Origin of the sequence: Specibacter sp. NPDC078709 (genome assembly GCF_040686795.1) — a bacterium.
GTDB lineage: Bacteria > Actinomycetota > Actinomycetes > Actinomycetales > Micrococcaceae > Specibacter.
In genome coordinates this window covers 275,427-300,797 of sequence record NZ_JBFBLU010000005.1, presented here as the reverse complement: position 1 = coordinate 300,797, position 25,371 = coordinate 275,427, and the positions used below count along the sequence as shown (strand labels likewise).

Below are 25,371 nucleotides of genomic sequence, written 5' to 3'. Positions count from 1 at the left end.
CTTCAGCCCCGAAGACGGAAACGGAATCCAACAAGGATGGGGCGGAAGAAGCCGATGACACGCCCGGGCCATACACACATTCTGGCCGCTAACCCGCTAACCCCACTAGTTAAACAAAAACAGTGACATCCAATGGATGCCACTGTTTTTCTGTTTTGGTCGGGGTGACAGGATTTGAACCTGCGGCCTCGTCGTCCCGAACGACGCGCGCTACCAAGCTGCGCCACACCCCGATCCGCGCTCTTCCCTAACCAGTGAAGGTCTGGAAAAGCAACCTCTCAAGAATAGCGGACAGAGGCCACGAATACGAAATCGAGCGGCAGGGCGGCGTCTTGGCTAGGGAAAAGCTAGGCAAAACCTTAGGGACAAGCTAATGGAAACTGCAGAACGCACTGCCTGCTGCAGGGCCAGCTACGCCTTCGCAGTCAGGGTCAACACAACTGCCTCGGGGCGGCAGGCGAAACGGAAGGGGGCCGTGCGGGAGGTGCCGATGCCCGCGGAGACATTAACCGGAGCAGTACGTCCGCCGGACTCCCAATCGTTGAGTCCTCTGGCACGCCAGGTGGGCAGATCGCAATTGCTGACCAGTGCTCCGTAGCCGGGTATGCAGACCTGGCCGCCGTGTGTGTGGCCGGCCAGGATCAGATCGGCGGCGTCGGCGGTGAAGTGGTCCAGTACCCGTTGGTAGGGGGCGTGCACCACGGCGACCTTCACATGCGGGGCGCTGTCCTGGCCCGCTGCGCCACGGGGCCAGCCCGCATAGCGTTCCCGGTTCAGGTGCGGATCATCCACACCGCTGAAGTCGAAGCGGATGCCCTTGAGTGGGATGGACTGCGCCCGGTTGGTTAGGTTGACCCAGCCACCTAGACCGAATCCGGTATGCAATGCGTCCGTGTCCAGGGGAATGGGATGGTGCTTTCTGCCCGTGGACAGCTTGGACGGTCCGGCAAAGTAGGAGAAAGGGTTTTTGAAGCTGGGCGCGAAGTAGTCGTTGGAGCCCGGAACAAACACCCCAGGGAACTCCATGAGTGGGCCCAGGGCATCCAACAGCGGCGCAATCGCCTTGGGGTGGCTGAGGTTGTCGCCGGTGTTGACCACCAGGTCCGGCGCCAGCGAAGCCAGCTCGCGCAGCCAACGGGTCTTCTTGTGCTGCCCGGGGGACAAATGGATGTCCGAGATGTGTAGGACCGTGAACGGTGCGGAGCCGGGGGGCAGGATGGCCAGCTGCTCCTCCCGGAGCTCAAACCAATTCCGTTCAATCAAAGAGCCGTACGCCACCGCACCTACACCGGCGGCAACGGCAAGCCCCGCCGCCGCTTTCACAGGAGAGAAACGGGACGGGGCTACTCGCGTACTGGACATATGAGCGCTACTCTAGTCTTTCTTGTCTGAGTTGCCGTTGCCGGTATCGGGCTTGGAGTCAGCCGGTTTAGAGTCAGGCTCCGCCTTCTTGTCACTCTCTGCAGACTTGGTTTCAGCTGGCTTGGGCTTGATCACAACCGGCGGATTGATCATGCTGGCAGGCGGAAGGTCGAAGCCGCCAACATCGAAGTTGCCGGCAACCTGGTTCATGTAGCCCTGCCAGGCCTTGCCGGCATAGGTTGACCCGTCAACGTAGGGGATACGCTGGCCGGCGATGAGCCTGCCGTTCGTGGAGTCTGCTTTGTTCTCCGGCATGCCCACCCAGGAAGCAGTAGCCAAACCCTTGGTGTAACCAACGGTCCAGGTGTGCTCGGAAGTGTTGGTGGTACCTGTTTTGGCGCCAGCCGGGTACTGCAAGGGAATCGCATAGCCGGAGCCACCGGGCTGCAGTACCTGCTGGAGAACCATGTTCACGCCGGCAGCAACCTCAGGCTTCACTGTCTGTTGGCAATTCGCGCCCGGAACCGGGAACTTGTCGCCCTTGGCGTTGGTGATGGACACCAGCGCAATGGGGTCGCAGCGGACGCCGCCGGAGGCAAAGGTGGCGAAGGCATTGGCCATGGTCAGCGGGGCAACCTCGCCACTGCCGAGCAGGGCGCTGATGCTGGAGACGTTGTAGGGCTTGGTGACGTCACTGCCCATGTGGATGCCGGTGGCCGTCATCATCTTCTGGATGTTGCAGATATCCAACTGGGCTGCAGTTGCCATGGTCGCGGTGTTCAGGGACAAGGAGAGCCCCTGCCTGGCCGTGAACGTGCGGTAGTAAATGCCGTTGGGACCGTCGGCATTTTGCAGGTCCGGGGCAACTTGGGGGTCGGAGCTGTCGTAGAAGCCGGTAGTGGAGCCACAGCTGTTGTTCCACGGACGCGACTGTGGATAGCGGCGCACCGAGGCATCCACGGTGTCATTGATCCTGTGGCCGGAGTTCAACCATTCGGCAAAGGTGAACGGCTTGATGGTTGAACCCACGTCGAAGCCGCCGGAGCCGCCCAGTGTGGCACCCTTGGCATCCAAGCGGTCGACGGCGAAGTTGTAGTCCGTCTTCCACTGGCCTTCCGGTGCTGCCAGCTTGGTGTTCTGCGCCATGGCGAGGATCTTGCCCGTGCCGGGCTGGACGGACACAATGGCCTGGCCGACCTTGTCCGGGTTGTTGTCAATGGGAGCGAAGTTCGCAAACTGGGCCTGGGCGGCATCCTGCAGCACCGGATCCAGTGTGGTGGTGATGGTCAGGCCGCCCTGCAGCAAGACCTTGAGGCGGTCTTCGGCAGTTTTTCCGTAGGCCGGATCATTGACAAACAAATTGGCTACGTACTCGCAGAAGTATTCGGCACGTACAGCAGTGGTGCAACCGTTGCGGCTGGGCTGCAGCTTCAAATCAATTGGGCTGGCTACAGCGTCCGCGTGCTGCTTCGCATCGATCATGCCCTGATCCAGCATGTGGTCTAGGACCAGATTGCGACGCTTGAGGGAATTCTCGGGATTGGCAATGGGATCGTAGATCTGCGGGCTGTTGACCACACCTGCCAGCAGGGCAGACTGCTGGAGGTTCAGATCCTTGGCGTGGATACCGAAGTAGTTGTAGGCAGCGGATTCAATGCCGAAGTTGCCGTTGGCGTAGAGCACCCAGTTCAAGTAACCCTGCAGGATCTCATCCTTGGTGTACTTCTTTTCGATGGCGATGGCCAGCTTGATTTCGCGAACCTTCTCGCCAACGCCCTTGTCGGCGCCGAGCTTAATCTTGTCGTACTCCCCGTCGGCAGCGTACGTCTGGATGATGACGTTGTTCACGAACTGCTGCGTGATAGTGGAAGCACCCTGGCGGCCACCGCCCTGGGCCATCGCCGTGACAGCACGCATCAGACCGCGGGTGTCAATGCCGCCATGTTCGTAGTAGCGTGCATCTTCCACCGCAATGATGGCGTCCTTCATGAATGGCGAGATCTGATCCAGCGGCACCTCGGTGCGGTTCTGGTCATAGAAGGTTGCCAACAGGGAACCATCCGATGCCAGAATCTTGGACGACTGAGCCGGCGTGCCAACATTCATCTCGTCCGGGAGCTCATCAAAGAGCGTGATGGAGGAGGTGGTGGTGGTGCTCGCCAGAGCCGCGGCCGGGACCATGAGCCCGGCCACCAAGACGCCACAAATAGCGCTGACTCCTAGGAAGAGAACCAATTTGCCCAGCGTTGTGGCGGTATCGAAAATGGGGTGTTTTTTTGCTGCCATTTTTCCAGTTTACCGGCAGGGGCTACGCTTTGACGTATGACCAAATGGGAGTACTCTACGATTCCGCTGATTATCCACAACACCAAAGCCATCCTGGATAGCTGGGGCGACGAAGGCTGGGAGCTGGTTCAGGTTGTTCCAGGACCCGACGGACGCGGCTTGGTTGCTTACCTCAAGAGAGAGAAGGCGTAACGGTGAATACCGCGACAACTCAAGGATCCGGACGCATTGAGGCACGTCTGGCCGAGCTGGGAATCAGCCTGCCGCCGGTGACTGCACCCGTGGCTGCCTACGTACCGGCCGTCATCTCCGGCAACCATGTTTACACCTCCGGGCAGCTGCCTTTTATTGACGGCAAACTCCCAGCCACCGGAAAAGTTGGTGCCGAAGTTTCCGCTGAGGACGCAAAATCCATGGCCGCAACGTGCGCAATCAACGCCATTGCCGCCCTGAAAAGCGTTATTGGTGACCTTGATCGCGTCACCCGCATTGTGAAGGTCGTAGGCTTCGTGTCCTCGGATCCTTCCTTCACCGGCCAGCCCGGCGTCATCAACGGCGCCTCCGAGCTCCTGAGCGAAGTATTTGGTGAGGCAGGCGCCCACGCGCGCTCCGCCGTCGGAGTTGCAGTTTTGCCTTTGGATTCACCCGTTGAGGTTGAGCTGATTGCCGAATTCCAGTAATAATTCGGCGGGCTTTCGGCCCGCCGGCAAGCGGCTCTTCCCGCTGAACACCGGTCAACGGGAGGCCGCACAGGCTTGGCTGGATTTTGGTGGGCGCACGCCTAGCAAACCCCGTCCGGCGTCGTCGGTGGTGCTGTTGAAAGACAGCCCCGCCGGCCTCAAGACTTTTTTGACGTACCGTCCGGGCGGTTCGCCGCTGGGAACCGTTGCGTTCCCCGGGGGTGCCATTGAACCCGCGGACGACGACGTCACCGACTGGGTGGGTCCCTCACCTGCTGCGTGGGCCAAGAGCCTCGGCACCGAAGATATTGGGCTGGCCAAGCGCCACGTGGTGGCTGCCATCCGGGAAACCTTTGAAGAAACCGGGGTCCTGCTGGCCGGAGCTGACGCATCCTCCCTTGCGGAGGGCCTCAATGGGCCGGACTGGATGCGGACACGCGAAGCCATCGCCGCGCAGGAGACCACCTTTTCGGAGATGTTGGGTCGCTATGGTTTAGCCCTGCGGACGGATCTACTCAAGCCGTTGAGTCATTGGATGAGTCCTGACTTCGCCCATAGGCGCTTTGACACGCGGTACTTTGCCGCGGCGCTGCCGATCGGCCAGGACCCGGCACTGCTCACAAGCAAGGGTGTTTGGGGCCGTTGGGCCAGTGCCAGTGAAATCTTGGCGGACCGGCACAGCACCGCGTTGGGTGATGAAATTGGGCTTTCGGTCACCACGGGGCAGAGCCTTGATGAGCTGATGGTTCCTGGCGTGGAGATCATTCTGGAAAAGATTGCTGCCGCCCGCGGTTGTATCGCCTACCTGAACCACAAGAGGCCCATCAACGAATACCAGCCAGCCCTTGTGGTGGGAGCTGACGGTGAATTCAACTTAGAGGTGGCCACGGCGCCTGCATCTGAAGGTGCAGCCTGCCGGGAGCGGTAGGAACTGCACCTTTCTGGGGTTTTTGGGCGTAGCGCTCGTAGCGCTCAAAGAGCGGATTTTGCCGCTGTTGCCTGTTGATAGACATCGAGTAGCCCGGCGCTGTGCGTGCCGAAGGCCACCCGGCTGCTGCTGGACCCAACTGCCTTACTCATGGCTGCTATTTGCCTGGAATCCGCGGCGAGAGAAACCAACGTAGCAGTGAGCTGATGCGGCTGTGGGGAATCGGTCACGAGGAACCCTCCGGCTGGCAAACCTTCAGCCAGATCAGGATCACAAACCACCACCGGCAGCCCCGAAGAGACCGCTTCAAGGATCACCATGGGTTGGTTGTCAAAGTCATGGGACGTGGAAACAAAAACGTGGTGCTGTTTCATGGCCTCAAGGACGTCCTGTTGTGGGACGCCGCCGTGCATAGTGATCCGGTGGCCCACTCCGAGTCTGTGGATCAAGCGACGTGCCCGCTTGCCGGCAACGCCGTCGCCGTAAATGTTGGCAACCACAGACTCACCGGCCGCAGCGACTGCGCGGATAAAAACGTCGGGGCGCTTCTCTGGCGACACCCGTCCGCACCACATGACCCGGAGCGGCTCCTGCTCAGTCTTGCCGCGGAACTGTGGGGCGCCTACAAGGTCCAGAACAGAGTCTTCTAGCCCGTTGGAGACAACAGTCACCGGCGGCAGGACCCCTTGGTGGATGAGCTTGTTGGCGAAATGCTGTGAGGGCACAGTCACGGCGTCGGCAGCATTGGCTTGATTGACCATCAGGCGCCACATTCGCCGGGCCATGGCCGTGCTCATGTAAGGGGACCTCGGATCGGCGGGGGTGCTGGTGTGCGGCAGGTGACGTCTGTGCAGTCCGGCGAGCAGAGCTGTGGTCAGCTGAGGCAGTGGAAGCACTTTGGCCGTGTACACATCAATCCGGCCGTGCATACTTTGGACCAGAGGCAAGCCAAGATCCTGCGCAGCCCTGATCCCGGCGAGGGCCGCGAAAATCTCTGAGTGCACATGCACCACATCCACGTTTCGTGCAGCAAACTCCGCCTTGAGCAGCGCAATCGCATCCTTGGGTGGCCAAGTGAACGGGAATCCGTCGGGCCGGAAAACCTTTGAAATCGGAAGCGGAACTATTCCGGCGTTGTTGTTGTCCTTGAGGAGTGGGCAAAAGATGGTGACTTGATGCCCCAACTTTTCCAGCGATTCCTTGGCCGCCTTGATGGCAGTTTGCACTCCGCCAAGCGTGGGGAGGTAGTAGTCGGTGACCATGGCGATGTGCATATTTCCACTATAGGGAATTGCGCGGTGGCGGCGGTGCGTCGGGGCCGCTTGGTGGCCGAAGTCCTACCATGGGTTCATGACGACTGACTTCCCAGCGCCCCCACCATCGGTTCTGATTACAGGGGCTACCGGGTTCCTCGGCGGGTACGCGGTCAGTGAATTTTTGGCTCACGGATACACCGTGGTGGCGCATGGGCGTAACCCAGAGGCCTTGCAGCGGCTGCAGGAATTGGGTGCCACCCCCGTCTCTGGAGACTTGGCTCAACTTGGGCGCTTAGAGCACCCCGTGGACTTGGTAGTGCACGCAGCCGCTTTGTCCAACCCGTGGGGAAAATGGGAAGACTTCGAAGAAAGCAATGTTGCCGGAACCGGCCACGTGATCGACTTCGTCGAACGAAATGGTGTGCCCCGGATCGTGTTTGTTTCCTCACCGAGCATCTATGCCGACAAAGGGGACAGACTGAACATCAAAGAGATCCACCCGCCACGGCACAAACCTTTGAGCTCCTACATCCGCTCTAAGATCGCTGCCGAAGCTCTCTTGCTCGAGGCCCACAAGGCAGGGCGAGTTCCGGAACTGCTGACCATCAGACCGCGGGGGCTCATCGGTGCCGGTGACACCAGCGTGGCACCGCGGCTGCTGCAGGCCTATCGCAAGATCGGGGTTCCGCTCTTTCGTGGTGGCGAAAATTTGGTGGACCTGACGGCCGTGGAAAACGTGGCGCTGGCCCTGAGGCTGGCAGCCGCAGCACCCCACGCCAACGGTCAGGTCTACAACATCACCAACGGGCAGCCGCGCCCCTTTGCGGAGCTATTGGAAATCCTCTTCAAGGACCTCGGCCTGCCGCCGCGGTACCTCAAGGCCAACGCCACGGTCCTTTACGGGCTGGGAGCATTGCTGGAACGTCTCTGCCATGTGCTGCCGGGAAATCCAGAGCCGCCACTGAGCAGGTACATGATTACCACCATCGCCTATTCACAGACCCTGGACATTTCACGAGCTCGGACCGAGCTGGGTTATGAACCCACAGTAGACATTGAACAAGCGCTCGCAGCCTTTGCGGCCACGTATTCTGTTGACCATGCCTAAATTGACCATGCCTAAAGGGGAACTGCGTTACTACGCCTGCGGATACACCACGCATCAAATGAAAGCGCTGATGCATGGTCAGTCGCGTCAACGTCGGGTCTTTCCCGCCGGAGTTTTTCTGTACTGCCACCCAGACGGGCAAAAGGTTCTTTTTGACACCGGCTACGGACCAGCCACATGGCGTGCCGGCGGTGCCGGGTTCCTGTATAGCTTGTTACTACCGCCTAAGATCCGACCGGAACAGGGCATTGCCGCGCAGCTCCTAGCCGATGGGATCCCTGCGGAATCCATCGACTTTGTGGTGCTATCCCATCTGCACCCCGACCATCTTGGCGGTGTGCGCTACTTTCCCGAATCCACCTTTGTGCTCAGCATTGCCATGCTGGAAACGCTGGCCAAAGCGCACTTGAAGGAAGGTTTCCTGCCGCGGTTGCTGCCTGGCTGGTTTCCGACGGCCAAGAAACTGGTGGTGGATCCGGGCCAAGGAGAAGTGGACCTGCTTGGTGACGGTAGCTACCGGCTGGTGGACCTGCCAGGTCACGCCAAAGGACACATGGGTGCGTTGGTGGAAGAGCAGGCGTTGCTGGCCGGCGACGCCTCGTGGGGCGAGGACCTGATGGGTGAGGTTGAGAAAATCAAAGCATTGCCCCGCTCCATCAATCACCTCTGGAGCGACTACTCACAAACCATTACGCAACTGCAGCAATGGCAGAGACAAGGCGTCAAGCTCTATTTCAGCCACGACCACCAAGACCGCAAAGAATTGCTGAGCTAGGCCACACCCGCTCCCCATTCCGAGACCCTCGGCGGGGTGCCTTGGTCAAAGCGAGAGGCTCAGTGGATACTTGAAAAACTTATCGAAAGGGATGCCTGATGCCTCCAATCCGCAATTGTCGAATAGCCGGTTACGGCAGCTACCTGCCCGACAATGTGGTGAAGTTTGGCACGCAAACCAGATACCGAGTCTCAGACGACGAGAGTCAACTGGACATGCTCACGACCGCCGCCAAACAGGCGCTGGACCGGGCCGGGATCAAAGCTGAAGAGTTGCAGTGCATCATCGGTGCCAGTGCCGCCGGCGTCCAGCCGATCCCGTGTACTGCGGCATTGGTGCTGGAACAGATTGCCCCGTTTGGTGTGGCTGCGGCGTTCGATGTGAATTCCACCTGCACCTCCATGATCACGGCACTGGACATTGCTTCTCGCTACATTGCCGACGGCACCTACGAATCCGTGCTCATCACTGCCGGGGATGTTGGGTCACGTTTCCTCAACCCGGAGCAGCAGGAAAGTTTCTCCCTCTTTTCCGATGCTGCCGTGGCATTTGTCCTGACAACCACCTCCGATCCAGTGCAGGGCGTGGTGGCCAGCAAGCAGCGTACCTGGGCAGCCTACGCTCACGACACCGAGATTCGTGGCGGGCTGAGCCGTTCCCCCGCACAAAAGTACGCCGCGGCAGACCCTGCCGACTACTTGTTTGATATGAACGGCAGATCTGCGCTGCGCAATATGATGACCGTCCTGCCGGAATTCCTCGGTGACTTCCTCACAGACACGCAACTGAGCTTGGAAGATATGTCGCTGGTCATCCCGCACCAAGCCAGCCCCGCCATCACGGTAGCTCTGCGCCGCATTGGCATTCCGCGGGAACAGTACATCGACTGGGTTGCGGACGTTGGGAATATGGTTTCAGCGTCAGTGGGTTATGTGCTGGTCAAGATGTTGGAACAGGAGCGGCTGCGTCAAGGCGATACGGTGCTGCTGTTCGGCACAGCTGCCGGGCTGACAGCCAACGCCTTGGTCCTGCGGCTCTAGAGCCTCTGGCAGCTTCGCCTAATTCCAGCGGGTTTCGCTTAAAGTACGACGGCGGGAGGTCACCTTTATCAAAAAGGTGACCTCCCCGTTCGCTGCCTCCCACTGCTCGCAAGCTCGCAGCGGGTCCCTCGGCAGCTCTCTTACCCCGCGAGGGTGAAGGTTAGCGTGAACGCTGGCGCAGGCGGTTGACGTCCAAGATGACCACTGCACGGGCTTCTAGGCGGAGCCAGCCACGCTGGACGAACTCGGCCAAAGCCTTGTTGACGGTTTCGCGTGAAGCGCCCACCAGCTGGGCCAGTTCTTCCTGCGTGAGCTCGTGAGCTACGAGAATACCGTCGGTGGCGGGGCGGCCAAAGCGGTCCGCCAGGTCAAGGATGGCCTTGGCCACGCGGCCGGGGACATCCGAGAAGACCAGATCGGAGAGGTTGTCGTTGGTGCGGCGCAGGCGACGAGCCAAGGCCTGCAGCAGCTGCATGGACACCTCGGGACGGTTGCGCAGCAAGGCGTTGAGCGATTCGTTCTTCAGGCCGGCCAGGCGAGTCTCAGAGACTGCGGTGGCCGTGGTGCTACGGGGAGCCGGATCAAAGAGGGCCATTTCTCCGAAGAGTTCGCCCGGACCGAGGATGGCAACGAGTGACTCGCGGCCGTCGGCAGAGGTGCGTCCCAACTTCACCTTGCCGGAAACGATGAAGTAGAGCTGGTCGCCCTGATCGCCTTCGCGGAATACCGAAGCTCCGCGAGAAAGATCAACCTCTGCCAGTTCGTCGGTTAAAAGGCGGAACGCCTCGTCGTCGAGCGTGGCAAAAAGTGGTGCCCGGCGCAATACCTCGATGTCCATGAAATCTCCTAATGTTAAGTAGCGCAAAAAAGTTATGACCTGTTATTGATTCTTTCAGATGTTTTCCCATTTTGTGACCAATTTGGCATTGGTGGCGTTCATTGTCAGCATATTGGCAGGCTCTAGAGGCAAAAAGCCCAGCAGAATCACTGTTTTCGACGGTAATATGTGCCTTTGGGCATGTCAGATGTCCGGAACCGACCTTCCGCATCCGCGCCGCCCTCTTGCAGTGCTGGTGCTGGACGGACCGGCAATGATGAGGAGCGCACAACACAGTGTTTGGTTTTTCCTGGCTTGATGCGTTATTGATCTTATGGCTGCTGTGGCAGCTGATCTATGGGCTCAAAGCTGGACTAGTCGCGAGTCTGGGCGGCCTTGCCGGTTTTATTGCCGGAGCGTTTGGCGCATTCTTTGCGGCCCCTTTTATTAGCCAATATGCACCGAGTCCCGGCTGGCGCACGGCCATGGTTATCGGGGCCACCATTGTGTTGATTGCGTTGGGCCACGCCCTGGGCATGAAGATCGGCAAGGCCATTGGTCGCGGCGTGAGATCTGAATCCATCCGTGCCGTGAACCGTCTTCTGGGCGGAGCGTTGAACGTGGTGGTCGGTGCGCTGGTCATTTCCATCCTCGCTTTTGGCGTGGGGAACTTGGGTATCCCGCTGGTTTCTGCGCAGTTAGGTAAGTCCCAGGTCATTTCCCGCATTGAGCTGTGGACACCGAATCCGGTCAAGTCAGCCGTGGCCCAGGTGCGCTCCCTAGTGCTGGAAGAGGGCATCCCCGCACTGCTCAACCCCACAGGGCCCAATGTGGAGGTGGCCGCACCGAACGCCGACACGAACACCTCAGCGTGGAACGCAGCGGCTCAATCAGTCATGAAGATTTCCGGTACCGCCTTCCAATGCGGCCAAAACCAGACCGGCACAGGCTTTGTGGTCTCGCCCGGACGCGTGGTCACCAATGCCCACGTCGTGGCCGGCGTGACGATGCCCATGGTGCAGACCCAGACCCAGGGCGCCTTGCCTGCCCGAGTGGTGTACTTCGACCCCATCGCAGACCTGGCCGTGCTCGCCGTCGACTCCCTCGACGCAGCGCCCCTGCCCTCGGCTGGCGCACTGCCTGGAAACACGGATGCGGCATTTGCCGGTTATCCGCTGGGTGGTCCCTTGCAGGTCCGTCCGGCAACTGTCCTGTCCTCGGGGCCCATGCTGGTTCCGGACATTACCGGTGGTGAGAAATCCGCTCTTGATGTGTACCAGCTGGCTGGAAATGTTCAGTCAGGCAACTCCGGTGGTCCGCTCCTGGACCAGGACGGCCGGATAGTGGGAGTGGTTTTCGCCAAGGCCACCTCCACCGACAACATTGGCTTCGCGTTGACCATGGAAGAGGCCGGGCCCGTGATCGCCGCAGCCCCCACCCTCAGCCGCGCCGTGGGGGCAGGTTCCTGCAAGGTTGGCTAACGGCCTGTCACTGAGTTCTAGGTCCTAGGGGTGCTGGTTTCTAGGCGAGTGTCTTCGCGAAGTAGCTGACGGCCAACTCGTAGCCGTGGACGCCGGCGCCCACAATGACTGCGTTGCTCACTGCCGACAAGTAGGAATGGTGCCGGAATTCCTCACGCTTGTGAACATTGGAAATGTGCACCTCCACCGTGGGAAGTTCGACGCCGGCAATCGCGTCCCGCAGCGCCACCGAGGTGTGCGTGTACGCGCCTGCGTTGATGATGATGCCCACCGCCGTGCCGCGCGCCGCATGGATCGCATCCAACAAAGCGCCCTCGTGGTTGGACTGCAGGCAGGTAGTGCTGAACCCCGCGGCCTTGGCAGCCGCAGTGGTGAGCTGTTCGACGTCGGCCAGGGTACTTGCGCCGTAAATCTCTGGCTCGCGGGTCCCCAACAGGTTCAGATTGGGGCCGTTGAGGATCAGCAAGGTGCCGCGGTCCGCAGCGTGGGAGGAAGTCATAGGTTAATAATGCCCTTAAATGATGCTGTCCGGGTCTCGATGGGCTCGACCACCGTTGGTCGAGCCCATCGAGACCCGGGCGTAGCTTCTGAGGGTTACGCCTTGAGGGACTCGGCAATCTGGTTCATGACAGTGTTGTCAGCCAGTGTCGAGGCATCGCCCACGGCGCGGCCCTCGGCCACATCCTTGAGCAGGCGGCGCATGATCTTGCCGGAACGGGTCTTGGGCAGCTCCGGCACCACCAAGATGGTCTTGGGCTTGGCGATGGGACCAATTTCCTTGCCAACGTGGTTGCGCAGCGTGGTGACGATATCGGCATCTTCCACGGCGGAACCGCGTAGGATCACGAACGCCACCACGGCCTGACCGGTGGTCTCGTCCGCAGCACCAACCACGGCGGCCTCGGCAACCGAGGGGTGGCTGACCAGCGCGGATTCAATTTCCGTGGTGGAGAGGCGGTGGCCGGAAACGTTCATGACGTCATCAACGCGTCCCAGCAACCAGACATCGCCGTCGTCATCCCACTTGGCGCCGTCGCCGGCGAAGTACATGTCATCAAAGCGGGACCAGTAGGTATCCTTGTAGCGTTCGTTATCGCCCCAGATGCCACGGAGCATGGCAGGCCACGGCTCCCGGATGACCAGGTAGCCGCCATGGCCGTGCGGCACCGAGGCGCCGAGTTCGTCCACCACATCAACGGCGATGCCGGGGATGGGGACCTGCGCCGAGCCGGGTTTGGTGTTGGTGACACCGGGCAGCGGGGCCACCATGATCGCACCGGTTTCGGTCTGCCACCAGGTGTCGACGATGGGGGCGTTGTTTCCGCCAATGACGCGGCGGTACCACATCCAGGCCTCGGGGTTGATGGGTTCGCCCACCGAGCCGAGCAAACGAATCGAGGAGAGATCGTACTTGTTGGGGATGTCCTCGCCCCACTTCATAAACGTGCGGATCGCCGTGGGTGCCGTGTACAGGATCGAGACCTTGTACTTCTCAACGATCTCCCAGAAGCGGCCCTGGTGCGGGGAATCCGGGGTGCCCTCATACATGACCTGCGTTGCACCATTGATGAGCGGCGCATAGGTGACGTAGGAGTGGCCGGTGACCCATCCGACGTCGGCCGTGCACCAGAAAACATCCGTTTCCGGGTGCAGGTCAAACACGGCACGGTGCGTGTAGGCGGTTTGGGTGAGGTAGCCGCCGGTGGTGTGCAGGATGCCCTTGGGCTTGCCGGTGGTGCCGGAGGTGTAGAGGATAAACAGCGGGTGCTCGGCGGCGTGGCCCACGGCGGTGTGCTCGGTGGAGGCGGTGCCCACGGTGTCGTCCCACCAGACATCGCGGCCTTCGACCCAGTTGACATCCTGGCTATTACGCTTGATGACCACCACGTGCTGGACTGTGTGCCCGGGCGCTGTGAGAGCTTCGTCAACGGCCGGCTTGAGGGAGCTGGGCTTGCCGCGGCGGTAGGTGCCGTCAGCGGTGATGACCAGCTTGGCCTCGGCGTCGTCAATGCGGCTGCGCAGGGCGTCTGCGGAGAACCCGCCGAAAACCACGGAGTGGATGGCACCGATGCGGGCACAGGCCAGCAGCGTGATGACGGCCTCGGGGATCATGGGCAGGTAGACCGCGACGCGATCGCCCTTGACCAGACCCAGGTTTTCAAAGGCGTTGGCGGCCTTTTTGACCTCTTCGGTCAGCTGCGCGTACGTGTAGGTGCGGGTGTCGCCGGGCTCGCCCTCAAAGTAAATGGCAACCCGGTCGCCGTTGCCAGCTTCGAGGTGGCGATCCAGCGCGTTGTAGGCGGCATTGATTTCGCCGTCTTCGAACCAGGTAGCGAAGGGAGGGTTGGTCCAGTCCAGGGTCTTGGTGAAGGGCTTGGACCAGGTCAGGAGCTCGCGGGCCTGCTCGCCCCAGAAGGCCGGGCGGTCACTTTCGGCTTTGGCATACTCGTCGCCGTGAACAATCGCGTTAGCGGCAAATTCCACACTCGGCGCGAAGTGGCGGCTTTCCGTGAGCAGGTTTTCCAGTGCGTCTCCGGACTGGTCGCTTGCTGCGGTTGTGACCTCAGACATCAAATATCCCTTCATTCCTGCTTAGCTAATAACCTGCAAAAATCCATTCAGCGGCGATGTTCAGGCGGCATGAGGCCGCCTCCCCGTTGAGGAAGTAAATTTCCGGTGGCTGGTTGCTAAGGACAACGTTTCGTTCCTTCTTTAACTGTATCGCGTCTCACAGCTGGGGGTGTTCGCCGTCACAGTCGAATGGGGTCAACGGGGTGGTTTCTGCGCTCAACAGCATATTGTCGCTCTGAGACGATGGGTAGTTCTCCCCATTTCTGCCCCATTTAACCCGAATTTGGCGTATTTGCACCGTATTTGAGCTGTGGCTCGCTAGTGTTGCCCCGGCCCGTTAACTAGGCTGGGAGCAAACGTGACATTTGAGGAGCAAGACCATGAATGAACAAAGTAGTCCTTCAGCGGGAACAGCAGCGGGAACTGGAGCAGCTCCGGCGGCAGGAACCGCGGCGGCAGGATCCACCAAAACTGCTAGCAAGGGTGCAACGGCCGCTAAAGCTGCTGTGGGACCTTTGACTCTTCGGGATCTGATAGTTCTGGGTTCGGTAGCGATCATCTTTGTGGCATCCGTGGTGCCGATCGTCAAAACCATTGTGGGGAATGCGAACCTGTGGACGACCGCCGGGCTGTTTTTCATTGGCATCGGTGTGATCTTGCCCCTCATTGTGGGTGGCCTGTTCTTGGCCCGCCGCATGAACCCGGCCGCTAAGGTCCGGATCGGCTCACTCTCCGTTGACCAGTTCTCCTCAGTCGTGGCCTCCTTCGCAACATTTTTCTTCTTCTCGGCAACGGTGAGCAACTTCAGCATCGCTTACCTGATTGGCCTGATCGGATCCCTGCTCCTGTTGGTGTCCACAGTCTGTGCTCAGTGGATCCCCGTTTTTGCTGCAGACTTCAGCGGCCGCACTGACGTTCCCGCCCACGTTGCCGCGCGCGACGCCGTTCCTGCCGTCAAGCGTCCGGCTGCACCTAAGCCTGTGGTCACCCAGTCAGGTGCCGGCCAGCAAGGCCCGGGCCAGCCAGGTGCCGGTCAGCAGTTTGGTCAGCAGCAGTTTGGCCAGGGTGCTCCTTCTCACGGTGGGCCCACCCAGTACGTTCCCGGTCAGCAGGGCGCTGGTGCTCAGCAGAGTGCTCAGCAGGGTGGCTGGAACGCGGCTCCGGCGGCTACTCACACCTCAGCCGGCCAGATCTTCACACCGGCCAAGGAAAACTCAGCTGGTGCTGGTGCTGCCGTTGCAGGCGCCGTAGCCGCAGCAAACCCGGCCGCTTCCGCTGCCGCAACATCGGGTGCCGCGACCTCGGCTGCAGCAACCTCCGGACACAGCTCCACACAGAACCCCGCAACAGATCGTAGCGCTCCGGCAGCTAACACCGCCGCGCAGACCTCGGTGGACGCGCCAGCACTTGCCCACGGTGAGAACGGGCCGTCTAAGGACGCCGCCGCAACCACCTTGAACCCGCAGGTGCCCGAAGCTGCCAAGCCTGAAGCGGCTAAGCCCGAAACAGCTGTTGAGAGCCCCGTTGCACCGGCAGCTGCGCGCGAAAGCATCACAGCTACCGTCAACCCGGTTACGAAGCCGGTTGTTGCCGAACCTTTCTGGTTTGCCGTCGACCGCCCGCAGAACGTGATTGATGAAAAGACGCGCCAATTCGCGTTCAAGCTGGCTCCCGGCGCATGGATTCTGGCCTTGGAAGACCGTGGTAACAGCTTTTTGGTGCAGGACAGCCACGGCAAGACCGGCTTGTTGCTCGACCTTGTCGGTATCGAGCGGGCTTCCGACAGCCAGTAGCTCGCAACCATGGCGGCTCAGGAAACGGCGCTCGGACTCAAACGGCGGGCCCGCAAAATCAACCGGGAGCTGGCGGAGCTGTACCCGTACGCTCATGCGGAGCTTGATTTTCGCAATCCGTTTGAGTTACTGGTGGCCACTGTGCTTTCGGCGCAGACCACTGACATTCGTGTCAATGCCGTAACCCCTGAGCTCTTCGCCCGCTTCCCGACCCCTTTGGCGATGGCTCAGGCGCTCAGCGTGGAGCTTGAGGAGCTGATCAGGCCCACCGGTTTCTTCCGGGCCAAGGCAGCAAATCTTTTGGCCTTGGCCACGCGCATCGTCGATGAGTACGACGGCGTGATCCCCGGCTCCCTTGAAGCACTCGTTACGCTCCCGGGAGTCGGGCGAAAAACTGCGAATGTTGTGCTGGGCAATGCGTTTGGTGTTCCCGGAATCACGGTGGACACGCACTTCATTCGTTTGGCGCGCAGATTCGGCTGGACCGAGTCCACTGACCCCGTCCGGATTGAATCCGATGTGGCTGCATTGTTTGAGCGCAAGGACTGGACGATGCTGTCCCATCGGGTGGTTTTTCACGGACGGCGCATCTGTCACGCGCGTAAACCCGCATGTGGGGCCTGCCCCATCGCCCACCTGTGCCCGGCCTACGGGGACGGGGAAGTGGACCCTGTGAAGGCTGCAAAACTGCTCAAATACGAACTGGCTCCGGGACAAGAAGAATTGCTGGCCCGCATGATGGCTAATGTGGAAAAGGCCGCTCAGTACCGGCAAGAGTCGCAACTGGCGGCGCGGAGCAAAAGTGTCGCCGTGGGCGCGGCCCAGAACGAGCAGAACCAGCAGTGAGTGCCCACGCAGACTTGGCTACGCTGGCAGGAAAAGCTGCTGCCACGGCAGCCCTGCCGGAAGTCGAGAAGCTGGGTAGAGCCTCCCTGTGGAACACGCCCATAGACGCCGCCGGAACCCGTCCTGCCGCAGTGCTGCTACTCTTTGGTGCCTTGGACGATGTTCTGGCCGCCTCAGAAAATCCCTTGGTCTCGGCAGATCTTGACGTACTGCTGGTGGAACGCGCAGCTACCTTGAATGATCACCCGGGCCAGGTGGCGTTCCCCGGCGGGGGAGTGGACCCGGAGGATGCATCTGTCACGGCGGCCGCCTTGCGCGAGGCCGAGGAAGAAACCGGTCTTGATCCCTCGGGTGTTGAAGTTTTGGGAGTGCTTCCCGAGGTCCACTTATCTGTCAGTAACTTCATGGTGACGCCCGTGGTGGGCTGGTGGGCGCGGCAAACGCCAGTTGATGTTGTTGACTACGGCGAATCAGCTCAGGTATTCCGGGTACCGGTTCGCGACCTGCTGGATCCGGTCAATCGCTTCACCGCAGTACTGGAACGTCAGGGATTCACGTACCGTGGACCGGCCTTCATGGTCAACGGTGTGGTGGTGTGGGGCTTCACAGCCGGCATCCTGAACTATGTATTCCACGAGCTTGGCTGGTCCGTTCCATGGGACGAAAAACGAGAGCTACCGGCGCCGATCTGACCGCCACAGTTGACCCAAAAAAGCTCGCTATTTCGCGTCAGCGTAGCACTGGACCACACTGACATTCACCGGAAATGACAGTGGTATCGGGCCAAAGAGCAGGTCTGTCGCGGCCTGTGAGGAGTCATGGAGAATTGTTCTGACGTCCTCCACCAAATCCACGGGGCAGTGCACAACCACTTCGTCGTGCAGGAACGCCACCAACTGCGGGCCGCCTGAAACTAGGGTGCCCCCAGCGGCAGCTGAGCTAGCTGCGAGAGTGTGGAGCCGGCGTCGTAAATCAGCCAACCAGCAACAAGCCCACTCTGCGGCGGTCCCTTGCACCACAAAGTTGCGCGTGAACCGACCGCGAGAACGGGCTGCGGACTCGGCACGGCGCTGTTCCTGGGCCGAGGTGCTTTGTTGGCCTGCCTGCCAATCGACGGAGGTGGGCGGGGTGCTGCGACCCAGATGAGTGGTGACCGTCTCGCCGCGCTCACCGGCCCGGGCAGCCTGCTCCACATAATCAAGTGCACGCGGATACATCCGCGCCAGCTGGGGGACCAGTCGCCCGGATTCGCCCGTAGTGGCACCGTAGATGGCGCCCAGCAAAGCAATCTTGGCCATGCTGCGATCGCCGCCAAAACCTTGGGCAGCGATGCCCGCGTAGAGGTCCTTATTGTGTCCTGCCGAGTCCTGCCCGGCAGCAGCCATGGCACTGTCTTGGGACAGGGCCGCCAACACGCGGGGTTCTAATTGGGCCGCGTCCGCAACGAGGAAGGTGTAGCCAGGATCGGCCACGGCGGCGCCCCTGATCTGTGCTGGGATCTGCATGGCGCCACCCCCTCGTGAGGCCCAACGTCCGGAGACCACACCGCCCACCACATATTCGGAATGGAAGCGGCCGTCGTGAACCCACTGTTGCAGCCAGTTCCAGCCGTTGGTGGTGAAAAGCCGGCTGAGCTTCCGGTAGGCGAGCAGGGGTTCAATAGCGGGGTGCTTAAATTCTTGCAGTTCCCAGCTTCGGGTCGATTTGGCTTCGATCCCGGCCCGATGCAGGGCACGCATCAGATCTTGCGGTGAGTCGGGATTCAAAGACGGGGCGTTCAGGGTGGTCCGCAGGACTCCGGCCAAAGCTTCCAGCTTGTCGGGGCGAGCGTAGCCAACGGGTTCCGGGCCGAGTACCTCATGAAGCAGCCTCCTGTGTAGATCTTCTCGCCAAGGGATACCTTCATGATGCATCTCCGCCGCCACCAGCGCACCTGCTGATTCTGCACTGAGCAAGAGTGTGAGTCTGGCGGGGTGTGTGGAGGAATGAATGGCAGATTTTTGGGCGCCAAGTTCCTTCGCAACGGCTGCCAAGTCCCAGTTCCTGCTCCCCGTCCCGGCTGCAGGGGCATCAAACAAGCTGTCCTGGCCAGCGGCATTACCTGCCACGAAAGCGCTTTGCCTCGGAGCTTCATTTTCAGGAGGGACGGCAGTGGCCTGCTGGGAATAGCTGGTGGTCGCAGTAAATTCCGAGTGCAGCAGGATGTTTTGGCACAGGGCCAGATCGTGGCACCGTTCCAGACGCACATTGGCAGCAAGGAGCTCTGGGTACCAATGGGTAGCCCGGTCCCACACCCAGCGCGGATGGTGGGCCTGCTCCATTGCGTGCACAGCGGCGGCCAAGTCGGTGCGTGTGAGCGTTTGGACGGGTCCGGCGGCTGTGCCGTCGTCGTGCCTGAGCTGGAGCACAACGGCAGAATCGTGGGGACTCACAGCCAGCAATGCGTACATAGCTTCTATTCTCCACTGGCTGGGGTGTTAATTCCTCCACAGGCTGCCTTGCTCGGAGCGTCGTCCACTTTTACCGGGGCGGGTCTTTATCCGGTAACCCAGTGAGCGGAGAGTGTGCCTATGAGACGACGTCAAGGGCCGGCAGCCAGCCATGTTTTTGACCCGGTGCAGAAGCCGTGGCTACCGCGCCGGGACACCACCGTGTTGCTGCTATCTAGTTCCTCGCACTTGCAAGGCGAGGTGGGACGCGTTGCTGCCGCGGCCGCCGTCGAACTGGTCATTGGAGAGGACCTAGAACATGACGCCGGCGCACAGGGGGACATTGCGGCGGTGCTGGTTGATGCGGCGCCAGGTGCCGCAACGGCGGGGTGGAGCGGGCCCGTGATTGTGGTGGGATTTGCTGCCGATGCTGCCCGAATGTGGTTGCAGGCGGCACGTTTGGAGGCCGACCGGGTGGCTGTTTTACCGGACTCGGCCCATTGGCTAGCCGACTATCTGGCCTGCCTGCAAAACCCGGCCTCACGTGCGGGGGTTTTGGGTGTTGTGGGCGGGTGTGGTGGATCCGGCGCCTCAACGTTGTCCTTGTTGGTGGCGGCGGAGGCTGCTGCGAGGGGGACGCGGACCTTGCTGGTGGATGGGGACCGGTGGGGCGGCGGACTAGGGACCATGCTGACAGCGCAGGGTGTGCCCGGCTTGCACTGGCCGGAATTGCTTCAGGTGTCAGGATCCATCAACCCAGGTCAACTGGCGGCGGCCTTGCCCCAAGTGGGCCCTTTAGCACTGCTGTCGTGGGAACCGGGACGGGCAGCGGAGGGAGAAGACGGCGTCGGCGGACGGGGTGTGACGGCTGCTAGTCCAGGAGAGTCTCCTGGCGGGTTTCGTCCCAAACAGGCGGGGCAGTTTGAGCAGCCGGTGTACGAGCAATCCCACACGCACGACGCCGTCAAGGAAGTCATGCGTGCGGCCCAAGGCGCTTACGGTCTGGTGGTGGTGGATCTGGGCAGGACGCCGGAAGCCCTAGAAACTTTCGGCTCTCATTGCCATGGTGTGGTGATGGTTGTCCCGAGCCGGTTTCGTGCCGTGGCGGCAGCCCTGCAGCTGGGAGCGGCGCTGCCAACCTTGCCGGTAGCCGCCGTCGTTCGTGGCCCTGTGGCGGAGGGTAGCGATGCGGAAATGGTGGCAACGGCTGCGGGGCTGCCCCTGGTGGGGGAATTGCCCAAGCTGCGCGGTTTGGAACAGGCTTTTGCGGCTCAGCGCCTTCCGGAGCTACTGCGGAGAAGACGCGTGCGTTCGCTACTGGCCGGGGTCCTTGAATGGATGGCAGGGGACACCGTGGTGCCGCAGCGAATCCGATCCGGAGTCAGACCATGACGCCGCGGGGCGCCCGGGGAAAACATGCCCCACCCACGTGGGCTGGGCTTGGTTCCGCTGACGGGATCAAGGGGGCGGACGCCGGTGGACCGAGGTACACCGGATCGGAGCCGGTAGAGAATGCACTGCACAATGAAAGCTTGGTGGACGCCGAGCATTTGGACACCGAGCTGTTGGACACAGTCCGCCGGGCGGTGCTGGCGCAGACTGGGCCGGTCACCGATCTTCAGGTGGCTAGCGCGGTGCGTGACAGCGGGCGGTTGCTGGGTGCGGCTGGGTCGTTGGTAGCCATGGACCGGATCACGGCGGAGCTCAATGGTCTGGGTCCGCTGCAAGGTCTCGCCGCTGATCTCGCCGTGACAGACATCTTTGTCAATGCCCCCGATTCCGTGTGGGTGGACCGTGGTGCTGGTCCGGAACGGGTGGCTGTGACGTTCAGTAACGAAGGGCAGCTGCGCGCACTGGCCGTGCGGCTCATAGCAAGCGGTGGTCGCCGGCTTGATGACAGTAGCCCCTGCGTCGATGTCAAAATTTCCGGAGGTTACCGCGTGCATGCTGTGCTGCCACCCATCTCGTCTGCGGGAACGTTGTTGTCTATTCGAACTCAGCAGAAGGACCCGTTGACCCTGACTCATATGGTGGCTTCGGGTGCGCTGTCTCAAGCGATGGCTGAGCTGTTGGTGAAGGTGATGGAGCGGCGCCTAAATTTTCTCATCAGCGGCGCCACGGGGGCTGGTAAAACCACGTTGTTGTCGGCTCTTTTGGGGATGTGCGATCCATCTGAGCGACTCGTTCTCATCGAAGATGCAGCAGAGTTGGAGCCGCCGCACCCGCATGTGGTCACGCTGGAAGCCCGCCATGAAAACTCTGAAGGTGCCGGTGCTGTGGACTTGGCAGAACTGGTGCGTCAAGCACTGCGAATGAACCCTGGGCGGCTCATTGTGGGGGAGTGCCGTGGGCGGGAAGTTCGGGAACTACTCATGGCATTGAACACGGGCCACAGCGGCGGTGGCGGAACCATCCACGCCAATGGTGCCCAGGATGTCCCGGCACGGCTCGCAGCTTTGGGTGCGCTCGCAGGCATGAGCCAGGAAGCTGTGTTCCTGCAGGGGGCCAGCGCTCTCGATGCTGTGATCCATATTGAACGCCAACACGCCCGCCGCGTGGTGTCTGAGATTGCCATGGTGGAATTGCGCCATGGCAGGCTGGAGGTGGTCCCTGCTGTTTCGCTGGTGGCGGCCATCCCTGGAGTTGTTCGTGAATCAGCCGCGGTTAGGCTGCTCCACGGACCAGCCTGGCCTGCTCTTGCTGACAGCTTGGGACTGGAAACCGGTGGCCAGCCAGAGGGATCTGGAGGACGGATCTCGTCTGAAGCATTGGCTGACTCTCTTGCTAATCCAAGGCTACGTCTAGCTCCCGAAGTGGGGGAAAGATGAGCGGCGCGGTGCTCCTCTTCGCGGTCTCCGCGGTGGCTGCCTGGCTGCTTTTAACTGGCATGACGGCTGTGCAGCACGCGCCTAGGCGCGGGCCCTTGCCGCCTCGTGGTGCAACCTCGCACAGTCGCAGGGAAACGGAAGCAGAGTCCCTTCCGCGTGTGGTCCGTCAATTGGCGGCGCTGCTGGCTGCCGGCCGGACAGGACCGGAGCTGTGGGGTGTGTTGGCCCATGTAATAGCGGGTGAACTGCACACCACCAGGACGGCCCGCCGATGGTTCGTGGCCGGGAAAGCGGAGGCCGAGGACGCGGGGAATACCGCGACGGTGACCTTGTTGCTGGGGGTGCAGCGCGCCAGCGTTCTGGGACTATCGAGCGCGGCGGCTATCCGTAACGCCTGCGCTCCTGACATTTCCAAAGAACGACGGCGATTCCCCGGGCTGAGTGCCGGGCAACGCCAGATGTGGTTGGAAATTGCCGCGTGCCTTGAAGTCTGCGAAGCCAGCGGTGCACCCGTGGGGGCAGTGCTGAACAGGTTGGCCGCCACTATGGAAGCGGACTTTGATGCGGCGGCCTTGCGCGAAACGGCCTTGGCGGGTCCTCGGGCCACAGTGCGTCTGCTGGGCTGGCTGCCGTTTATTGGGCTGGGTCTGGGCATGGCCATGGGAGTGGATCCGCTAGCTGTTCTGTTTGGATCGCCTGTGGGTTGGACCGTGCTGGCAGCCGGGATTGCCTTTACCGTGGCCGGCAGGATGTGGTCGGCGGCCTTGATTGCTCAGGCTGCCCGGCCCGCGGGCGGTCTTGCTCAGCGAGGGAACAGTATCAGGGGTCGGGTAAACGTGACCGGGCAGAAATCTAGGAGATAACTATGGGCGCAGCCACGGTCTTCATCCTTGCAGGGGCAGCCATGCTGGTTCTTTCGCTGACATGGGGTGTGGGCCTAGCCGCGAAGCCTCTCAAATCTGCTGTGGCGGCACGGAGTGGCGGTGGAAACAACGTTGGCGGGGCCGACTCCCGGCCAGTGCCGGGGGGCCCAACTGGAAACAGCAACTCCGGAGTGGGGAAGGTGCCACTGCTGCTGGACCTGCTCGGAACTGCACTGGAATCGGGGCTGACCATCCAAAACGGGTTGCAGGTGGTGGCCGAAGTCTCCGGCAGTGGCATCCGCGAGGCTCTGCTGAGGGTGGCGGCTGGGTTAGAAATCGGGGCTTCCTGGCACGATGCGTGGGAGGGAAATACGGGCAGCAGTGAGTTGGCCCAGCTTCATGCGGCCTTGAGCTTTGGCGCCTTGACGGGAGCCGGTGCGGCACCGCTGCTCTATGCCGAGGCAGCTCATCTTCGTAAAGCTGGTGGCCGGCAGGCCGAAAAGCGGGCTGCGGCGCTCGGCGTCAAGCTGGTCCTACCACTGGGACTTTGCTCCTTGCCAGCGTTTGTCGCGTTAGGGATTGTTCCTGTCGTGATCGCCATGGTCCCGGCTTTCTAGTGAGGCGCGAGTCTGCCTGCACCTGATCCTGAAACCGTGTCAGCTCCCGCCTCCGCGTCCGGGCGTGCCGACGAATCTGCTGGCCTGAACCTCTTTCATTAATCCACAGCTATGGCTAGTGCTTCATCCGCCCACGAAACGCCTTTTCGGGGTTTCGCAGGAATCGATGCGGGTGAAAAGTTGATGCAACAGCTCATCCCTTTGGCCCCGGCAGTTTCGGCAGCGGAAGTAACGGGCTGGGGCAGAGCCAACCGGCTACTGCCACGATAATCCCTACCAATGAGGAGTCACGATGAGAAGCAATGGTGCTGTACCTACTATGACAACCGGTGCGGAGGGCAACCTCGCATTGGGCAACGTTACTGAGATCTTTCCCGGCGCAACCAAGACCGCTCCTGTGGTGAACCGGCAGTTCCGCCCCGGACGGACCTGGCGGTGGCGTCCGCGGGCAGGAATGGAAGCTGGCATGGCTACTGCAGAATACGCCATAGCTACACTTGCGGCCGTCGGATTTGCTGGCCTGTTGGTGGTGATCCTCAAGAGCGATGAAGTCCGTGGATTCCTCATGAACATCATCCGGGCTGCCTTGAGCATGTAGAGCAAGAGCCGTACCGGCCGAAGCAGCCGACCACCGGAAGTGCGCAATGGAAAAGCCCTGACAGGCACACCAGAAACAGTACGAGAGGGGCCACGCTATGGGCCTGAAAGAGGAAGGCAAGGTGCCGCCGTGGACTGGCGGACACTCGCCACCGCGAATCCGAGGGTCCGTTACCGCTGAACTCGCGGTGGTCCTGCCTGCTGTCACGGTGCTGTTGGCGCTGCTGCTTCTCGGAGTTTCTACCGGTATGTTGCAGCTGCGGCTCGAAGAGGGCGCTAGAGCAGGCGCCCGAGCTTTGGCTCGCGGAGATTCCCCCGGGCAAGTTACGGCAGTTGTTTCCCGAGTGGCAGGGGACAATGTTTCAACCACTGTCGGCAGCTCGGGAGGGTACGGCACGGTCACCGTTCGAGGCCGGACCGGAGGAGCCTTGTCTGGGCTGGTGCCGTGGACCCAACAGGCGCAGGCAACGGCAAAACTCGAATCGTCAACGCTGCCCCCATCAAATCCGAAGGTGATGAAGAACCCCGCTGTGGGCCACACAGCCACAGCCGAGGACAGCCAACCCATCCGCAAGGCCTCCCTGTGGCGGTGGGCTCGGACACCCCAATGCCCTGTGGCAAAAGGGCGGTGCGAAGCCGTGGCAACGGGCTGGGAAGAGCAGGAACATGGGTGGCGATGAGCGCGGGGCCGGGACCGTGTTGGCTGCAGGGCTCGCCTTGGCCATGCTCATGCTGCTGACGTTGGTGCTGGGTTTGGCAACGGCTGCAGTGGCGGCAGGCAAGGCAGCGACCGCAGCCGATCTAGCTGCGGTGGCTGCGGCAGATGCATTGAGAGGGCTAAGCGAGGGCTCCGCCTGCCACGTTGCGGCAGAGGTGGCCGCTGCCAACTCTGCCACGCTCGTGGCCTGTATTGAGCTGGCGGGCAGCAATTCGGTGCAGCTAAAAGTGGCTGTCAGAACTACGCTGCCGTGGCCGGCCTACGGTCAAGCTAGGGCCGGACCGCCGCCAGATACGGTGCTCCCCGCGGGGAGTCAGCCAGTGCCGTGAAAGAGAAGCAAGCTGCGCTGCCGTGCACATGCTCCTTGAAACTTGAA

The 25,371-nt window shown here is 61.4% G+C and carries 24 protein-coding genes and 1 tRNA gene; 17 read left to right on the top strand and 8 right to left on the bottom strand.

What is annotated here, in order from left to right; translation table 11 throughout:
- Positions 1-156: 156 nt before the first annotated feature.
- From AB0P14_RS11845 to AB0P14_RS11835, 3 genes are all read right to left on the bottom strand, one after another.
- Positions 157-233: transfer RNA gene (locus AB0P14_RS11845), tRNA-Pro, on the bottom strand.
- Between the two features lie 178 nt (positions 234-411).
- Entirely contained in the window at positions 412-1,362 is a 951-nt protein-coding gene (locus AB0P14_RS11840; protein WP_363842155.1) for a metallophosphoesterase, read from the bottom strand.
- Positions 1,363-1,374: 12 nt separating this feature from the next.
- Complete coding sequence (locus AB0P14_RS11835; RefSeq protein WP_363842152.1) at positions 1,375-3,648, bottom strand: transglycosylase domain-containing protein; 2,274 nt, start codon at positions 3,646-3,648, stop codon at positions 1,375-1,377.
- Between the two features lie 36 nt (positions 3,649-3,684).
- Between AB0P14_RS11835 and AB0P14_RS11830 the strand changes: the two genes are divergently transcribed.
- Genes AB0P14_RS11830 through AB0P14_RS11820 form a run of 3 tightly spaced genes read left to right on the top strand, consistent with a single transcriptional unit; the run spans position 3,685 to position 5,256 of the window.
- Positions 3,685-3,840, top strand: coding sequence for a hypothetical protein (locus AB0P14_RS11830; RefSeq protein ID WP_170120892.1), 156 nt, complete (start codon positions 3,685-3,687; stop codon positions 3,838-3,840).
- A gap of 2 nt (positions 3,841-3,842) precedes the next feature.
- Positions 3,843-4,328, top strand: coding sequence for a RidA family protein (locus AB0P14_RS11825; RefSeq protein ID WP_363842149.1), 486 nt, complete (start codon positions 3,843-3,845; stop codon positions 4,326-4,328).
- Positions 4,329-4,371: 43 nt separating this feature from the next.
- A complete protein-coding gene (locus AB0P14_RS11820; protein ID WP_363842198.1) occupies positions 4,372-5,256 on the top strand; it encodes an NUDIX hydrolase in 885 nt (294 codons plus the stop codon).
- Between the two features lie 44 nt (positions 5,257-5,300).
- Here AB0P14_RS11820 and AB0P14_RS11815 read toward each other — a convergent pair whose 3' ends face one another.
- Positions 5,301-6,530, bottom strand: a complete 1,230-nt coding sequence (locus tag AB0P14_RS11815) for a glycosyltransferase (RefSeq protein WP_363842146.1) — start codon at positions 6,528-6,530, stop codon at positions 5,301-5,303.
- Between the two features lie 76 nt (positions 6,531-6,606).
- On the opposite strand from AB0P14_RS11815, the gene AB0P14_RS11810 reads away from it, so the two are divergent.
- The 3 genes from AB0P14_RS11810 to AB0P14_RS11800 all read left to right on the top strand — a co-directional run bounded on the left by AB0P14_RS11810 (position 6,607) and on the right by AB0P14_RS11800 (position 9,435).
- Positions 6,607-7,620 carry an NAD-dependent epimerase/dehydratase family protein gene (locus AB0P14_RS11810; RefSeq protein WP_363842143.1) on the top strand — a complete coding sequence of 338 codons (1,014 nt, stop codon included), beginning with the start codon at positions 6,607-6,609 and terminating at the stop codon, positions 7,618-7,620.
- Positions 7,613-8,395: an MBL fold metallo-hydrolase gene (locus AB0P14_RS11805; RefSeq protein ID WP_363842140.1), complete on the top strand. Its 783-nt coding sequence runs from the start codon at positions 7,613-7,615 to the stop codon at positions 8,393-8,395. The genes AB0P14_RS11810 and AB0P14_RS11805 overlap by 8 nt, the downstream gene beginning before the upstream one ends.
- A gap of 98 nt (positions 8,396-8,493) precedes the next feature.
- A complete protein-coding gene (locus AB0P14_RS11800) occupies positions 8,494-9,435 on the top strand; it encodes a 3-oxoacyl-[acyl-carrier-protein] synthase III C-terminal domain-containing protein (RefSeq protein ID WP_363842137.1) in 942 nt (313 codons plus the stop codon).
- A 160-nt stretch (positions 9,436-9,595) separates the two neighbouring features.
- Here AB0P14_RS11800 and AB0P14_RS11795 read toward each other — a convergent pair whose 3' ends face one another.
- A complete protein-coding gene (locus AB0P14_RS11795) occupies positions 9,596-10,273 on the bottom strand; it encodes a Crp/Fnr family transcriptional regulator (RefSeq protein ID WP_363842135.1) in 678 nt (225 codons plus the stop codon).
- Between the two features lie 275 nt (positions 10,274-10,548).
- Between AB0P14_RS11795 and AB0P14_RS11790 the strand changes: the two genes are divergently transcribed.
- Positions 10,549-11,733: a MarP family serine protease gene (locus AB0P14_RS11790; RefSeq protein ID WP_363842132.1), complete on the top strand. Its 1,185-nt coding sequence runs from the start codon at positions 10,549-10,551 to the stop codon at positions 11,731-11,733.
- 40 nt (positions 11,734-11,773) lie between these two features.
- Here the strand turns inward: AB0P14_RS11790 and aroQ are convergent, their stop codons facing one another.
- Together aroQ and acs are read right to left on the bottom strand one after the other, a co-directional pair.
- Complete coding sequence (gene aroQ / locus AB0P14_RS11785) at positions 11,774-12,232, bottom strand: type II 3-dehydroquinate dehydratase (protein WP_363842129.1); 459 nt, start codon at positions 12,230-12,232, stop codon at positions 11,774-11,776.
- A gap of 95 nt (positions 12,233-12,327) precedes the next feature.
- Positions 12,328-14,304, bottom strand: a complete 1,977-nt coding sequence (gene acs, locus AB0P14_RS11780) for an acetate--CoA ligase (RefSeq protein ID WP_363842126.1) — start codon at positions 14,302-14,304, stop codon at positions 12,328-12,330.
- Positions 14,305-14,684: 380 nt separating this feature from the next.
- Between acs and AB0P14_RS11775 the strand changes: the two genes are divergently transcribed.
- The 3 genes from AB0P14_RS11775 to AB0P14_RS11765 are packed head-to-tail and all read left to right on the top strand — an operon-like array spanning position 14,685 to position 17,635.
- The gene (locus tag AB0P14_RS11775) at positions 14,685-16,097 is read left to right on the top strand and encodes a hypothetical protein (protein ID WP_363842123.1); all 1,413 of its coding nucleotides are present in this window, start codon (positions 14,685-14,687) and stop codon (positions 16,095-16,097) included.
- Between the two features lie 9 nt (positions 16,098-16,106).
- A complete protein-coding gene (nth, locus tag AB0P14_RS11770) occupies positions 16,107-16,943 on the top strand; it encodes an endonuclease III (protein WP_363842120.1) in 837 nt (278 codons plus the stop codon).
- On the top strand, positions 16,940-17,635 hold the full coding sequence (locus AB0P14_RS11765) for a CoA pyrophosphatase (protein WP_363842117.1): 696 nt from the start codon (positions 16,940-16,942) through the stop codon (positions 17,633-17,635). The genes nth and AB0P14_RS11765 overlap by 4 nt, the downstream gene beginning before the upstream one ends.
- Before the next feature lie 27 nt (positions 17,636-17,662).
- Here AB0P14_RS11765 and AB0P14_RS11760 read toward each other — a convergent pair whose 3' ends face one another.
- Positions 17,663-19,393: a bifunctional 3'-5' exonuclease/DNA polymerase gene (locus AB0P14_RS11760; RefSeq protein WP_363842114.1), complete on the bottom strand. Its 1,731-nt coding sequence runs from the start codon at positions 19,391-19,393 to the stop codon at positions 17,663-17,665.
- Positions 19,394-19,513: 120 nt separating this feature from the next.
- Between AB0P14_RS11760 and AB0P14_RS11755 the strand changes: the two genes are divergently transcribed.
- The 7 genes from AB0P14_RS11755 to AB0P14_RS11725 all read left to right on the top strand — a co-directional run bounded on the left by AB0P14_RS11755 (position 19,514) and on the right by AB0P14_RS11725 (position 25,324).
- The gene (locus AB0P14_RS11755) at positions 19,514-20,764 is read left to right on the top strand and encodes a hypothetical protein (RefSeq protein ID WP_363842111.1); all 1,251 of its coding nucleotides are present in this window, start codon (positions 19,514-19,516) and stop codon (positions 20,762-20,764) included.
- Complete coding sequence (locus AB0P14_RS11750; protein ID WP_363842108.1) at positions 20,761-22,200, top strand: TadA family conjugal transfer-associated ATPase; 1,440 nt, start codon at positions 20,761-20,763, stop codon at positions 22,198-22,200. The genes AB0P14_RS11755 and AB0P14_RS11750 overlap by 4 nt, the downstream gene beginning before the upstream one ends.
- A 158-nt stretch (positions 22,201-22,358) precedes the next feature.
- Complete coding sequence (locus tag AB0P14_RS11745; RefSeq protein ID WP_363842105.1) at positions 22,359-23,063, top strand: hypothetical protein; 705 nt, start codon at positions 22,359-22,361, stop codon at positions 23,061-23,063.
- 2 nt (positions 23,064-23,065) lie between these two features.
- Positions 23,066-23,680 (top strand): type II secretion system F family protein, encoded by a 615-nt coding sequence (locus AB0P14_RS11740; RefSeq protein ID WP_363842102.1) that lies wholly within the window; start codon positions 23,066-23,068, stop codon positions 23,678-23,680.
- A 319-nt stretch (positions 23,681-23,999) separates the two neighbouring features.
- A complete protein-coding gene (locus AB0P14_RS11735) occupies positions 24,000-24,278 on the top strand; it encodes a DUF4244 domain-containing protein (protein ID WP_363842100.1) in 279 nt (92 codons plus the stop codon).
- Positions 24,279-24,375: 97 nt separating this feature from the next.
- Positions 24,376-24,957, top strand: a complete 582-nt coding sequence (locus AB0P14_RS11730) for a TadE family type IV pilus minor pilin (RefSeq protein ID WP_363842097.1) — start codon at positions 24,376-24,378, stop codon at positions 24,955-24,957.
- Positions 24,944-25,324, top strand: coding sequence for an Rv3654c family TadE-like protein (locus tag AB0P14_RS11725; protein ID WP_363842094.1), 381 nt, complete (start codon positions 24,944-24,946; stop codon positions 25,322-25,324). The genes AB0P14_RS11730 and AB0P14_RS11725 overlap by 14 nt, the downstream gene beginning before the upstream one ends.
- Positions 25,325-25,371: the final 47 nt, after the last annotated feature.

Bases quoted from the DNA above. Each gene is read 5' to 3' on its own strand.
- AB0P14_RS11840 (WP_363842155.1), bottom strand. From the start codon at position 1,362: ATGTCCAGTACGCGAGTAGCCCCGTCCCGTTTCTCTCCTGTGAAAGCG.
- AB0P14_RS11835 (WP_363842152.1), bottom strand. From the start codon at position 3,648: ATGGCAGCAAAAAAACACCCCATTTTCGATACCGCCACAACGCTGGGC.
- AB0P14_RS11830 (WP_170120892.1), top strand. From the start codon at position 3,685: ATGACCAAATGGGAGTACTCTACGATTCCGCTGATTATCCACAACACC.
- AB0P14_RS11815 (WP_363842146.1), bottom strand. From the start codon at position 6,530: ATGCACATCGCCATGGTCACCGACTACTACCTCCCCACGCTTGGCGGA.
- AB0P14_RS11810 (WP_363842143.1), top strand. From the start codon at position 6,607: ATGACGACTGACTTCCCAGCGCCCCCACCATCGGTTCTGATTACAGGG.
- AB0P14_RS11805 (WP_363842140.1), top strand. From the start codon at position 7,613: ATGCCTAAATTGACCATGCCTAAAGGGGAACTGCGTTACTACGCCTGC.
- AB0P14_RS11800 (WP_363842137.1), top strand. From the start codon at position 8,494: ATGCCTCCAATCCGCAATTGTCGAATAGCCGGTTACGGCAGCTACCTG.
- AB0P14_RS11795 (WP_363842135.1), bottom strand. From the start codon at position 10,273: ATGGACATCGAGGTATTGCGCCGGGCACCACTTTTTGCCACGCTCGAC.
- aroQ (WP_363842129.1), bottom strand. From the start codon at position 12,232: ATGACTTCCTCCCACGCTGCGGACCGCGGCACCTTGCTGATCCTCAAC.
- acs (WP_363842126.1), bottom strand. From the start codon at position 14,304: ATGTCTGAGGTCACAACCGCAGCAAGCGACCAGTCCGGAGACGCACTG.
- AB0P14_RS11775 (WP_363842123.1), top strand. From the start codon at position 14,685: ATGAATGAACAAAGTAGTCCTTCAGCGGGAACAGCAGCGGGAACTGGA.
- nth (WP_363842120.1), top strand. From the start codon at position 16,107: ATGGCGGCTCAGGAAACGGCGCTCGGACTCAAACGGCGGGCCCGCAAA.
- AB0P14_RS11760 (WP_363842114.1), bottom strand. From the start codon at position 19,393: ATGTACGCATTGCTGGCTGTGAGTCCCCACGATTCTGCCGTTGTGCTC.
- AB0P14_RS11755 (WP_363842111.1), top strand. From the start codon at position 19,514: ATGAGACGACGTCAAGGGCCGGCAGCCAGCCATGTTTTTGACCCGGTG.
- AB0P14_RS11750 (WP_363842108.1), top strand. From the start codon at position 20,761: ATGACGCCGCGGGGCGCCCGGGGAAAACATGCCCCACCCACGTGGGCT.
- AB0P14_RS11740 (WP_363842102.1), top strand. From the start codon at position 23,066: ATGGGCGCAGCCACGGTCTTCATCCTTGCAGGGGCAGCCATGCTGGTT.
- AB0P14_RS11735 (WP_363842100.1), top strand. From the start codon at position 24,000: ATGACAACCGGTGCGGAGGGCAACCTCGCATTGGGCAACGTTACTGAG.
- AB0P14_RS11730 (WP_363842097.1), top strand. From the start codon at position 24,376: ATGGGCCTGAAAGAGGAAGGCAAGGTGCCGCCGTGGACTGGCGGACAC.
- AB0P14_RS11725 (WP_363842094.1), top strand. From the start codon at position 24,944: ATGGGTGGCGATGAGCGCGGGGCCGGGACCGTGTTGGCTGCAGGGCTC.